Here is a 13,579-nt window from a genome sequence, read left to right as displayed (position 1 = left end):
GGTGCAGGGCGACGAGGGAGGAGGAGCAGGCGGTGTCCACGGAGACCGCCGGTCCCTCGAGGCCGAGGGCGTAGGAGATGCGGCCGGACAGGACGCTGGGCGAGTTGCCGGTGCCGACGTAGCCTTCGACGTTGTCCTCGGCGGCGGCCAGGATCGTGACGTAGTCCTGGTAGGTGACGCCCGCGAAGACGCCGGTACGGCTGCCGCGGGCGGCGGCCGGGTCGACTCCGGCCCGCTCCAGGGCCTCCCAGGACGTCTCCAGGAGGAGCCGCTGCTGGGGGTCCATGGCGAGGGCCTCGCGGGGCGAGATGGTGAAGAACGCCGGGTCGAAGCGGCTGGCGTCGTGCAGGAAACCGCCCTCGCGGGTGTAGACGGTGCCGGGGTGGTCGGGGTCGGGGTGGTACAGCGTCTCGGGGTGCCAGTCGCGGTCGGTGGGCAGCGGGGAGACGCCGTCGGCTCCGGCGACGACGAGGTCCCACAGGTCCTCGGGGGTGCGGACCCCGCCGGGGTAGCGGCAGGCCATGCCGACGATGACGATCGGGTCGTCGTCGGTGGACACCGGGCGCGGGAGGGCGCCGGCGGGATCGGCCGCGGTGCCGGAGGGGCCGGTACCGAAGAGGTCGGCGTCGAGGTGCTGGGCGAGAGCGTTCGGGGTGGGGTGGTCGAAGACCAGGGTGGCCGGGAGGGCCACACCGAGGGCGGTGCCGAGGCGGTCGCGCAGTTCGACGGAGGTGAGGGAGGTGAAGCCCAGGTCGGAGAAGGAGCGGGCCGGTTCGACGTCGGCGGGGCCGTCGTGGCCGAGGACGGCGGCGACCTCGGCGCGCACCGTGGCGAGCAGGGTGCGGGTGCGGTCGGCGGCGGGGCGGGGGGCGAGGCGTTCGAGGAGGCTGCCGGGGGGCTGGGTGCGGGCGGCGGTACGGCGGGCGGGGGCCCGGGCGGGCTCCGGGGCGGTGGCGGGCTCGGCGGGTGACGGGGGTGCCGTCTGTGCCGGGCCGACCGGGCGCATCAGCAGGGCGCCGACGGTGAGAACCGGCTCGCCGACGGCGTCGGCGGCCCGGAGGGTGAGGGTGTCGGGGCCGCTGCGGGCGAGGCGGACGCGGAGGGTGGTGGCGCCGGTCGCGTGGAGGGAGGCGTCGGTGACGGAGAACAGGACGCGTCCGTCGCCGAAGCCGTCGAGGGCACCGAGGCCGAGCGGGTGCAGGGCGGCGTCGAGGAGCGCCGGGTGCAGGTCGAAACGTCCGGCGTCGGCGGCGGCGTCCTCGGGCAGGGCGACCTCGGCGTAGACGGCGGCGGTGCCGTCCGGCTCCTGGGCCTGCCAGGCGGCGCGCAGGCCGCGGAAGACGGGCCCGTAGTCGAGACCTGCGGCGGCGAGACGGTCGTAGAGGCCGTCGGTGCCGAGGGGTTCGGCGCCCGGTGGCGGCCAGGTGCCGAAGTCCGGCTCCGCTGCCGCGGAGGCGGGTTCGCGGGTGCTGAGGATGCCTCCGGCGTGCCGGGTCCAGGCGGCGCCGGTGCCGGCGTCGCCGTCGCGGCCGTACACCCCGAAGGTGCGCGAGCCGAGCGCGTCGGGTTCCGCGACCCTGAGCTGGAGGTGGACGCCGCCGCGCTCGGGCAGCACCAGCGGGGCTTCCAGGACGAGTTCACGGACGTACGCGCAGCCCGCGTACTCCCCGGCACGCAGGGCGAGTTCGAGGAACGCGGTGCTCGGTACGACGGCCGAGCCGGCGATGCGGTGACCGTCGAGCCAGGGCTGGGCGTGCGCCGACAACCGTCCGGTGAGGACGAGTTCGCCGCCCTCGGCGGGCGGGACGACCGCCGCGAGGAGGGGGTGGCCGGCGTCGACGAGCCCGGCGGAGGCCGGGTCGCCGGAGCGGGCGCCCGTGGCGGGCGTCTCGAGCCAGTAGGAGCGGTGCTGGAACGCGTAGGTGGGGAGCGGGACCCGGTCTCCGCCGGGGCCGGTCGAGTCCAGGAGCGCCGGCCAGTCGACCGGGGCGCCGCGCGTGAACAGGGCGCCGACGGCGGCGACCAGGGCGGCGGGCTCGGTCCGGCCGTCACGCTCGTCGCGGTGGTCGGGCAGCGCGGACACGGCGAGGTGGCCGTACGACTCCCAGCAGCCCCGGGTGAGGGCGGTGAGGGTGGTGTCCGGGCCGAGTTCGAGGTAGCGGGTGACGCCGGCGGCCTCCAGCGTCCTGACTCCGTCGGCGAAACGGACCGCCTGCCGGACATGGCGGACCCAGTAGGCGGGCGAGGTGAGTTCGGCGGCCGTGGCGGGCTCGCCGGTGATGTCGGAGACGACAGGGATGCGCGGCTCGCCGTAGACGACGCTCTCGGCGACGGCCCGGAAGGCGTCCAGCATCGGCTCCATACGGGGCGAGTGGAAGGCGTGGCTGACACGCAGCCGGGTCGTCCTGCGGCCCTGGGCGGCGAAGTACGCGGCGACGGAGAGCACGGCGTCCTCGTCGCCCGCGACCACCACGGAACGGGGGCCGTTGAGGGCGGCCAGGCCGATCTCCTCGTCGCGTCCGGCGAGCAGGGGCAGGACCTCGTCCTCGGTGGCCTGGAGCGCCACCATGGCCCCGCCGGGCGGGAGTTGCTGCATCAGACGGCCGCGGGCGGCGACCAGACGGCAGGCGTCGGGGAGGGAGAACACGCCCGCCACGTGTGCCGCGGCCAGTTCACCGACGGAGTGCCCGAGGAGGTGGTCGGGCCGCAGGCCCCAGGACTCGACGAGCCGGTACAGGGCGACTTCGAGGGCGAAGAGGGCGGGCTGGGCGTACTCGGTGCGGTCGAGGAGACCGTTCCCGTCCTCGTCCTCGCTCTCGCTCAGGAGGAGTGCGCGGAGCGGGTGGTCCAACTGGCCGTCGAAGTGGGCGCACACGGCGTCGAGGGCGTCGGCGTAGACCGGGAAGGCCTCGTACAGCTCACGTCCCATGCCCGCGCGCTGGGTGCCCTGACCGGCGAAGAGGAACGCGGTGGTGCCCTCGGTGAGGGCGTCGCCGGTGACGCTCCCGGCGCCGGTCTCCCCGGCGGCGGTGGCGGCCAGGGCGCGGAGGAGGTCCGCCCGGTCGGTGCCGGTCACGACGGCCCGGTGCTCGAAGGTCGCCGGGCGGGTGGTGACGAGGGCACGGGCGACATCGGCGGGGGCGAGGTCCGGGTGCGCCTCGGCGTGGGCGAGGAGGCGGGCGGCCTGGCCCCGCAGGGCGGCGGCGCTGCGGGCGGAGAGGACCCACGGCGTGACGGGCGCGGTCACGGGCACGGGTGCGGTCGCGGGCGCGGGCGCTTCAGTGGCCGGTGCCTGCTCGATGACGACGTGGGCGTTGGTGCCGCTGACGCCGAAGGCGGAGACACCGGCGCGGCGCGGACGGCCGCTGTCCGGCCACTCCCGCTGCTCGGTGAGCAGCCGTACGCCGCCCGCGTCCCAGTCGACGCGCGAGGTGGGCGTGTCGGCGTGCAGGGTGCGGGGCAGGACGCCGGCCTCGAGGGCGAGGACCATCTTGATGATCCCGGCGGCACCGGCGGCGGCCTGGGTGTGCCCGATGTTCGACTTGACCGAGCCGAGCCACAGCGGCCGTCCGTCGGGCCGGTCCTGCCCGTAGGTCGCGAGGACGGCCTGCGCCTCGATGGGGTCGCCGAGGACGGTCCCGGTGCCGTGCGCCTCTACGGCGTCGACGTCGCCCGGGGTGAGCCCGGCGGCGGCGAGGGCCTGCCGGATCACCCGCTGCTGGGAGGGTCCGTTGGGCGCGGTGAGCCCGTTGGAGGCACCGTCCTGGTTGACGGCCGTTCCGCGGACGACGGCGAGCACCCGGTGCCCGTGCCGACGCGCGTCGGACAGCCGCTCCACGACGAGCACGCCGACGCCCTCCGACCAGCCGGTCCCGTCGGCACCGTCGCCGAACGCCTTGCAGCGGCCGTCGGGCGCGAGGCCGCCCTGGAGACTGAACTCGACGAACGCACCGGGGTTCGCCATGACCGTCACACCGCCGGCGAGCGCCAGATCGCACTCCCCGGAGCGCAGCGACTGCACGGCGAGGTGCAGGGCGACGAGGGAGGAGGAGCACGCGGTGTCGACGGTGACCGCCGGGCCCTCCAGACCGAGGGCGTACGAGACCCGCCCGGAGACGACGCTTCCGGCGCCACCCGTCAGCAGATGCCCGCCGAGCCCTTCCGGCACCTCGGTCAGACCGGAGCCGTAGCCGGAGGCACCGGCGCCGACGAAGACGCCGGTACGGGTGCCCTTCAGGCCGGTCGGGTCGATGCCACCCTGCTCCAGGGCCTCCCAGGAGGTCTCCAGGACCAGCCGCTGCTGCGGGTCGATGGCGAGGGCCTCACGGGGGCTGATCCCGAAGAAGGCCGCGTCGAAGCCGGACGCCTCCGGCAGGAACCCGCCGGAGCGGGTGTCGCTGGCGGCGAGCAGGGTGTCGAGGTCCCAGCCGCGGTCCTCGGGGAACCCGGACACGGTGTCGAGCCCCTCGGCGACGACCCGCCACAGGTCCTCGGGCCCGGCGACCCCGCCGGGAAGCCGGCAGCCCATGCCGACGATGACGACGGGGTCGGTGCCGGTGACGGTGGCGGTGCCGACCGTGTCGTGCACGGCTTCCGCGGTGCCGAAGAGTTCCTCGCGCAGGCGGGTGGCGACGGCCTGCGGGGTGGGGTGGTCGAAGACGAGCGTGGAGGGCAGCGGGACGCCGGTGGCGCCGGTGAGCGCGTCACGCAGTTCCACGGCGGTGAGGGAGTCGAAGCCCAGCTCGCGGAAGGTGCGTCCGGCGGCGACGTCCGATGCACCGGCGTGCCCGAGGACGGCGGCGGCGTGCTGCCGGACCAGGGCGACGAGTTCGGCGTCGCGTTCGTCGGCCGGCAGCCCGGCGAGCCGGTCGTGCAGGGCGGAGGCGACCCGCGTGGCACCGGCCTCGGCGATACCGGCACCGCTCAGTGCCTCGGCGGCCTCCGGGAGGCCCGACAGCAGGGGGCTGGGCCGCCCGGTGGTGAAGGCCGGTGCGAACCGCTCCCACTCCACATCGGCCACGACCACTGCGGCGTCGTCCAGTTCGAGGGCCCGGCCCAGGGCGGTCAGCGCCGCCCGGGACTCCAGCGGGCGCAGCCCACGGCGGCGCAGCAACGCCTGCGCGTCCGCGTCGGCGGCCATCCCGCTCTCGCCCCAGGGTCCCCAGGCGACGGCGGTGGCGGCCCGGCCCCGGGCGCGGCGGCGTTCGGCGAGGGCGTCGAGGTGGGCGTTGGCGGCGGCGTAGGCGGACTGGCCCCCGCTGCCCCAGACACCGGCGATGGAGGAGAAGACCACGAACGCGGTCAGGTCGCTGTCCCGGGTGAGGGCGTCGAGGTGGTCGGCGGCCGTCGCCTTCGCCGCCAGGACGGCGGCGGTACGGGCCGGGGTGAGGCTGCCGATCAGGTCGTCGTCCAGGACACCCGCCGCGTGGAAGACCGCATCGGCGGGATGGACGGTGAGGAGGGCGGCCACGGCGTCACGGTCGGCCATGTCACAGGCCACCACCGTGACCTCGGCACCCAGCGCCTCCAGCTCGGCGGCCAGGTCGGCGGCGCCGGGGGCGGCCGGGCCACGGCGGCTGGTCAGGGTCAGGTGCGTGGCACCCCGGGCCACCAGCCAGCGCGCCAGATGCCCGCCCAGGCCGCCGGTACCCCCGGTGATCAGAACCCGGGCCGGCGCCCGCCACTCACCGGTCGCGGTGGCGGCGGTCGGGGCGGGCGGGGTGGCGTGGACGAGACGGCGGGCGTAGGCATCGGCACCACGGACCGCCACCTGATCCTCCGAACCGTCGGTGACGAGCGCGGCGAGGGTGGTCAGGGCGCGGCGGTCGGGGCGGGCGGGGAGGTCGAGGAGGCCGCCGAAGCGATCGGGGTGCTCCAGGGCGGCGACGCGTCCGAAGCCCCAGACGGCCGCCTGGGCAGGGTCCACGACGGTTTCCGTGGCCGTTCCGGCGGCCACAGCACCCTGGGTGAGCAGCCAGAGGGGGGCCGCGAGGCCGGTGTCGGCGTGGGCCTGGACGAGGGTGAGGGCCGTGGCCGTGTCGGCGGGACGCGCGAGCACGGCGGCGACGGGGCCGTCACCGATCGCGGCGGACAGGGCGCTGTTCAGGGCGGCCCGGTCGGCCTGCGGGTCGTAGGCGACACGCTCGATGCCCGGCAGGAACTCCTCGACACCGGGGAGCAGTTCGTCGCTGCCATCGGGCTGGAGCAGCAGGCGGCGGGCGGTGTCGGTGTCAGCGCCGGTGACGGCCGGGACGGTGACCGGCTCCCAGGTGACCCGGTAACGCCAGCCGTCGACGCGGGTGCGTTCGGCCGCGCCACGCCGCCAGGCGGACAACGCCGGGACGACGGAGTCGAGTTCCCGCTCGTCCACGCCGAGGACCTCGGCGAGGTCACGGGCGTCACCGCTCTCCACGGCCTCCCAGAAACCGGCTTCCAGGGGGTTGGCGGCGGTGGTTGCGGTGGCGGTGGTTGCGGTGGTCTGTGCGATCTCGGGCCAGTAGCGCTCGCGTTGGAAGGCGTAGGTGGGCAGCTGGACGATTCGGGTGGCGGCGCCGGCGCCGGCGAAGAGAGCGGACCAGTCGACGGCCACGCCGTGCGTGTAGGCCCTGGCGAGGGCGGTGAGCAGGGCCTCGGGTTCGGGGCGGTCCTTGCGGAGGGTGGGGGCGAGGAGGGTGTTCTCGGCGTCGGTGACGGTGGAGGCGGCGAGGGCGGTGAGGGTGCCGTCGGGGCCGAGCTCCAGGAAGCGGCGGACCCCGCGCTCCTCCAGCGTCTTGACTCCGTCGGCGAAGCGGACGGCCTCGCGGACGTGGCGGACCCAGTAGTCCGGTGAGGCCAACTCGCCTGCGGTGGCGACCTGTCCGGTGACGTTCGAGATCACCGGGAGGCGCGGTTCGTCGTAGGTGATGCTCTCGGCGACCGTCCGGAACTCCGCGAGCATCGGCTCCATGAGCGGCGAGTGGAAGGCGTGGGAAACGCGGAGGCGGGTGGTGCGGCGGCCGAGGACGGCGATCTCCGCCGCGACAGCCTCCGCCGCGGCCTCGACGCCGGACACCACCACCGCACGCGGGCCGTTGACCGCCGCGATCGACACCTCGTCCGTCAGGAGAGGCGCCACCTCCTCCTCCGTCGCCTCCAGAGCGAACATCGCGCCACCGGACGGCAGTTCCTGCATCAGACGGCCACGGGCCGAGACGAGACGGCACGCATCCCGCAGGGTGAGGACCCCGGCGACATGGGCCGCCGCCAGCTCGCCGACGCTGTGCCCGACGAGGAAGTCCGGTCGCACACCCCATGAGTCGAGGAGGCGGAACAGCGCGACCTCGATCGCGAACAACGCGGGCTGCGTCCACCCGGTCCGGTTCAACTCCTCGGCGTCCGTGCCGAAGACGACCGCCTTCAGATCGGCGTCGAGGTGGGCGCAGACCTCGTCGAAGGCGTCCGCGAACACCGGATACGCCTCGTACAACTCCCGCCCCATACCCAGCCGCTGCGAACCCTGACCGGAGAAGAGGAACGCCAGCCTGCCCTCGCCGGCAGTGACGGCCGGGGTCTCGCCCCGGGCCACGGCGGCCAGGCCGGCGAGCAGCTCCGCATGGTCGGTGCCGCGCACCACGGTGCGGTTCTCGAAGGCGGTGCGGCTCGTGGCCAGAGACAGGCCGACGGCCACCGGGTCGAGGTGGGGGTGGTCCTGGAGGTGGGTGAGCAGGCGTGCGGCCTGAGCACGGAGGGCGTCCGGCCCCTGGCCCGACACCACCCACGGGATCACCGGCAGCACCCCAGCAGACTCCGCCGGCGAGGTCTCCTCGGGCACCTGTTCCAGCACGACATGGGCGTTCGTCCCGCTCAGGCCGAACGAGGACACCCCCGCGCGGCGCGGACGCCCGCCGGTGTCGGGCCACTCCACCGCCCCCGTCAGCAGCCGGACCTCACCCGCGTCCCAGTCCACGTGCGACGACGGCTCGTCCACATGCAGGGTCGCGGGCAGGACCCCGTGGCGCAGCGCCTCCACCATCTTGATCACACCCGCCACACCGGCGGCGGCCTGCGTGTGCCCGATGTTCGACTTCACCGACCCCAGCCACAACGGACGGTCCGCATCACGCCCCTGCCCGTACGTCGCCAGCAGCGCCTGCGCCTCGATCGGATCGCCCAACGCCGTCCCCGTACCGTGCGCCTCCACCACATCCACATCACCCGGGGCGAGCCCCGCATTGGCCAACGCAGCCCGGATCACCCGCTGCTGCGACGGACCGTTCGGCGCCGTCAGACCGTTCGACGCACCGTCCTGATTGACCGCCGACCCCGCCACCACCGCCAGCACCGGGTGACCGTTCGCCCGCGCATCCGAGAGCCGCTCCACCAGCAGCACCCCGACACCCTCACCCCACCCCGTCCCGTCCGCACCCTCCGCGAACGCCTTGCACCGCCCGTCCCCCGCAAGACCCCCCTGCCTGCTGAACTCCACGAACGCACCCGGCGTCGACATCACCGTCACACCACCCGCCAGCGCCAGATCACACTCCCCCGAACGCAGCGACTGCACCGCCAGATGCAGCGCGACGAGCGACGACGAGCAGGCCGTGTCCACCGTCACCGCCGGACCCTCCAGGCCCAGCACGTACGACACCCGCCCCGAGAACACACTCGCCGCGTTCCCCGTCCCCACATACCCCCCGAAGTCACCCTCCGCGAGCGACAGCAACGCCGGATAGTCCTGACCGTTCGTCCCCGCGAACACCCCCGTCCGCGACCCCCGCAACACCCGCGGATCCACCCCCGCCCGCTCCACCGCCTCCCACGACGCCTCCAGCAACAACCGCTGCTGCGGATCCATCGCCAAAGCCTCCCGCGGCGACACCCCGAAGAACCCCGCATCGAACGACCCCACACCCGACAGGAACCCACCCACCCGGGTGTGACTGGTGTAGGGGCCGTCCGGCGTGCTGAGCAGGTCGAGGTCCCACCCGCGGTCGGTCGGGAAGCCGACGATCCCGTCGCGGCCCTCGGACAGCAGCCCCCACAGCCCCTCCGGGGACTCCACCCCACCCGGGAAGCGGCACGCCATCCCCACGATCACCACCGGATCGGAGTCGAGGGCACGCACCGCAGGCGCCGCGGCCGTCTCCGCGACCGCGCCACCCAGCTCGGTGTCCAGGAAGGCCGCGAGCGCCGCGGGTGTCGGGTGGTCGAACACCACCGTCGCCGGCAACCGCACCCCGCACTCGGCCCCCAGCACGTTCCGCAACTCCACCGCGATCAGCGAATCCACACCCAACTCACGGAACGCCCGATCCGCGGGCACCGACTCCGCACCCGCATACCCCAGCACCGCCGCCGCCCGCGCCCGCACGGTGTCGAGCAGTTCGGCGCGCCGGGCCTCGGCGGTGAGACCGGCGAGGCGGTCCCCCAGCGTGCCCGCCGCACCCACCGCAGCGGTCGCCCCGGCCGGAGCGGTGTACAGCTCGGCGAGCAGCGGGCTCGGACGTACGGCGGTGAAGGCGGGGCCGAACCGGCGCCAGTCGATGTCGGCGACGAACGCGACGGCGTCGGGCGCGGCCACGCCGGCGGCGAGCAGGTCGAGGCCGGTGGCCGGGTCGAGGAGGTTGATCCCGCCGCGGCGCTGGCGGTTCTCGGAGGCGGAGTCGGCGGCCATGCCACCGCCCGCCCACGGCCCCCAGGCGAGGGAGGTGCCCGGCAGTCCCTCGGCGCGGCGGCGCTCGGCGAGGGCGTCGAGCATGGCGTTGGCGGCGGCGTAGTCGGCCTGGCCCGCGGAGCCGACGGTGCCGGCGAAGGAGGAGAAGAGCACGAAGGCCGTGAGGTCGCGGTCGCGGGTCAGCTCGTCCAGGTGGCGGGCGGCGTCGACCTTGGACCGTACGACGGTGTCGAACTGTTCGGCGGTGAGGGTGTCGAGGACGCCGTCCTCGAGGACACCGGCGGTGTGCACCACGGCGTCCACGGGGTAGGCGGCGAGCAGCCGCCGGACGGCCTCACGGTCCGTCATGTCGCAGGCGGCGAGCACCACATGGGCGCCGAGGGCCGCGATCTCGGCCTCCAGTTCGGCCGCTCCGGGCGCTTCCGGGCCCCGGCGGCTGGTGAGGACGAGGCGCTCGGCGCCCCGTTCGGCGGCCCAGCGGGCGACGCGGGCGCCGAGGGCTCCCGTACCGCCGGTGACCAGGACCGTTCCGGTGGGCGTCCAGGGCTCGGCGGGTGTGCCGGTGACGGGGGGCAGGGTCAGGCGGCGGGCCAGGACCGCGCCGCCCGGCCGCAGGGCGATCTGGTCCTCACCGGAGACGGTGCCGGAGAGCAGCGCGGCCAGCCGGGCCGCGGTACGGCGGTCGAGGGCGGCGGGGAGGTCGAGGAGGCCGCCCCAGCGGTCGGGGTGTTCCAGGGCGGCCACCCGGCCGAGGCCCCAGACACCGGCCTGGCCGAGGTCGGGCGGCAGGTCGTCGCGTCCGGTGGTGACGGCGTTCCGGGTGAGAATCCACAGGGGCGCGGTGACGGCGGCGTCGCCGAGGGCCTGGACGAGGAGGGCGGTGGCGAGGACGCCGGCCGGGGTTCCGGCGCGTTCTGCGGGGGTGAGGGCGAGGGCCGAGACCACTCCCCCGACGGGGGCGTCCCCGGCCGCCTCCGCCAGCAGCGCGGTGAGCGTGGCGCGGTCGGCGTCGGCGGGGCAGGGCACGGTGACGACGTCGGTGGCGCGGGCGGTGAGCGCCTGGGTGAGGGCGCCGTGCCAGCCGTCGTCGCCGAGGGCGGCGGGGGTGACCAGCAGCCAGCGCCCGGTCAGCCGTATCTCGCCGGGCAGGCCGGTCACGGGGGTCCAGGTCACCCGGTGGCGGTGGCCGCCGCGCTCGGCGGGGGTGGTGCCGGCGGCGGTCTCGGGGCCGTAGGAGCGCTCGATCCAGTAGCGGTCGCGGCGGAAGGCGTAGGTCGGGAGGTCGACGCGGCGGGCGCCGGGCAGAAGGGCCTGCCAGTCGGGGCCGCGGCCGTGCACGTACAGCCGGCCGAGGGCGGCGGTGAGGTTCTCGGCCTCGGGGCGGTCCTTGCGCAGGGCCGGGACGAAGAGGGCGTCGTCCCGCTCGGTGAGGCAGGACGCGGCGAGGGCGGTGAGGGTGCCGTCGGGTCCGATCTCGACGAACCGGGTCACGCCCTGCTCGGCGAGCGCGCGCACCCCGTCGGCGAAGCGGACGGCCTCTCGGACGTGCCGCACCCAGTACTCGGGGGACGCCAACTCCCCTTCCTCGGCGACCTGTCCGGTCACGTTGGACACGACGGGGATGCCCAGCTCGCCGTACTGGACGCTCTCCGCGACGGCGCGGAACGCGTCGAGCATCGGTTCCATGAGCGGGGAGTGGAAGGCGTGGGACACCCGCAGCCGGGAGGTGCGGCGCCCGAGCTCGGCGAGCTGTGCCGCCACGGCGGAGGCCGCCGCCTCGGTACCGGAGACGACCACGGAGCGGGGCCCGTTGACGGCGGCGACCGAGACGTCCGCCGTCAGCAGCGGGGTGACCTCGTCCTCGGTGGCCTCGACGGCGAACATGGCTCCGCCGTCCGGCAGTTGCTGCATGAGCCGCCCGCGGGCGGCGACCAGTCGGCAGGCGTCCTCCAGGGACAGCACCCCGGCGACGTGCGCGGCGGCCAGCTCACCCACCGAGTGCCCGACGAGGAAGTCCGGCCGCACACCCCACGACTCCACGAGCCGGAACAGCGCGACCTCGACCGCGAACAGCGCGGGCTGCGTCCACCCCGTCCGGTTCAACTCCTCGGCGTCCGCGCCGAACACGACCTCGCGCAGCTCACTGCCGAGGTGGGCGCACACGGCGTCGAAGGCTTCGGCGAACACGGGATGGGTGTCGTACAGCTCCCTTCCCATGCCGGGCCGCTGAGCCCCCTGCCCCGAGAACAGGAAGGCGACCTTGCCTTCTCCCTTGGCGGTCCCGGTGACGACGCGGTCGGAGGCCCGCCCCTCCGCGAGCGCGGCGAGCCCGCTCAGCAGCTCGGTGCGCCCGCCGCCGACCACGGCGGCCCGGTACGGGAGCGCCGCGCGCCCGCTGCCGAGGGACCACGCCACGTCGTAGGCATCGGCGTCGGTGTGGTCGGCGAGGTGGGCGGCGAGGCGGGCGGCCTGCTCGCGCAGGGTGGACTCGTCGTTGCCGGACAGCACCCAGGGGATCGGCGGCGCGTCGGCACGGACCGGCATGTCCGCGGGCTCGGTCACCGGAGCCTGCTCGATGACGGCGTGGGCGTTGGTGCCGGAGACGCCGAAGGCGGAGACGGCGGCGCGGCGCGGACGGTCGGTCTCGGGCCAGGCGACGGACTCGGTGAGGAGGCGGACGTCGCCCGCGTCCCAGTCGACGTGGGAGGAGGGCCGCTCGGCGTGCAGGGTGGGCGGCAGCACACCGTGCCGCAGGGCGAGGACGGTCTTGATGACACCGACGACACCGGCGGCGGCCTGGGTGTGCCCGATGTTGGACTTGGCGGAGCCGAGCCACAACGGCCGCTCGGCGTCGCGTCCTTGGCCGTAGGTGGCGAGCAGCGCCTGGGCCTCGATGGGGTCGCCGAGGGCGGTGCCGGTGCCGTGCGCCTCGACGGCGTCGATCTCGGTGGCGGGAACACCGGCGTTGGCGAGGGCGGCGAGGATGACCCGCTGCTGGGAGGGGCCGTTGGGGGCGGTGAGCCCGTTGGAGGCGCCGTCCTGGTTGACGGCGGAGCCCCGCACCACGGCCAGTACGTGATGCCCGTTGCGCCGTGCGTCGGAGAGCCGTTCGACGACGATGACACCGGCGCCCTCGGCCCAGCCGGTGCCGTCGGCGTCGTCGGAGAAGGCCTTGCACCGCCCGTCGGAGGCGAGGCCGCCCTGCTGCCCGAACTCGATGAAGGCGCCGGGGCTGGACATGACGGTGACGCCGCCGACGAGGGCGAGGGAGCACTCACCGGAGCGGAGCGACTGCGCGGCCAGGTGCAGCGCGACGAGCGACGACGAGCAGGCCGTGTCGACGGTCACCGCGGGGCCTTCGAGCCCGAGGCTGTAGGCGACGCGCCCGGACACGACGGACATGGAGGTACCGGTCAGCAGGTGCCCGCGCACGTCGTCGGGCACCTCGCGCAGCCCGCTGGTGTACCCCTGGTCGCTGCACCCGACGAACACGCCGGAGCGGCTGCCGCGCAGGTCACCGGGGTCGATACCGGCCCGCTCGACGGCCTCCCAGACGGCCTCCAGCAGCAGCCGCTGCTGCGGATCCATGGCGAGGGCCTCACGGGGCGAGATCCCGAACAGCGCGGCGTCGAACCGGTCGGCGTCGGCGACGAACCCGCCGCGCCGCCGCCCGGCCTCCTCGGCGGACTCGGCCACGAGATCCCAGCCGCGGTCACCGGGCCACGCGCCGATGGCGTCGGTCCCGGAGACCAGCAGGTCCCAGAAGTCCTCGGGTGAGCGGACACCGCCGGGCAGGCGGCAGCTCATGCCGACGACGGCGATGGGTTCGGTGTCCCTCGACTCCAGCCGCGTGATCTTGCGGCGGGCGTCATCCAGCTCGACGGTGAGCCGTTTGAGGTAGTCCCGAAGCCTCGCTTCATTCGACAT

1 protein-coding gene (only partly in view) is annotated in these 13,579 nt (G+C 75.2%); it reads right to left on the bottom strand.

Annotation, left to right across the window (positions count from 1 at the left end; all coding sequences use genetic code 11):
* On the bottom strand, positions 1-13,579 hold the 5' portion of the coding sequence (locus ABZ862_RS35610; RefSeq protein ID WP_360967797.1) for a type I polyketide synthase. 10,700 nt of this gene lie to the left of the window's left edge; the window shows 13,579 of its 24,279 coding nt (coding positions 1-13,579); the start codon lies at positions 13,577-13,579; the stop codon falls past the left edge of the window.

This window comes from Streptomyces sp. NPDC047000 (assembly GCF_040644295.1).
In the GTDB taxonomy this organism is placed as follows: Bacteria; Actinomycetota; Actinomycetes; order Streptomycetales; family Streptomycetaceae; genus Streptomyces.
The sequence above is the reverse complement of the archived record's forward strand: the minus strand, read 5'-3'. Positions and strand labels throughout refer to the sequence as shown.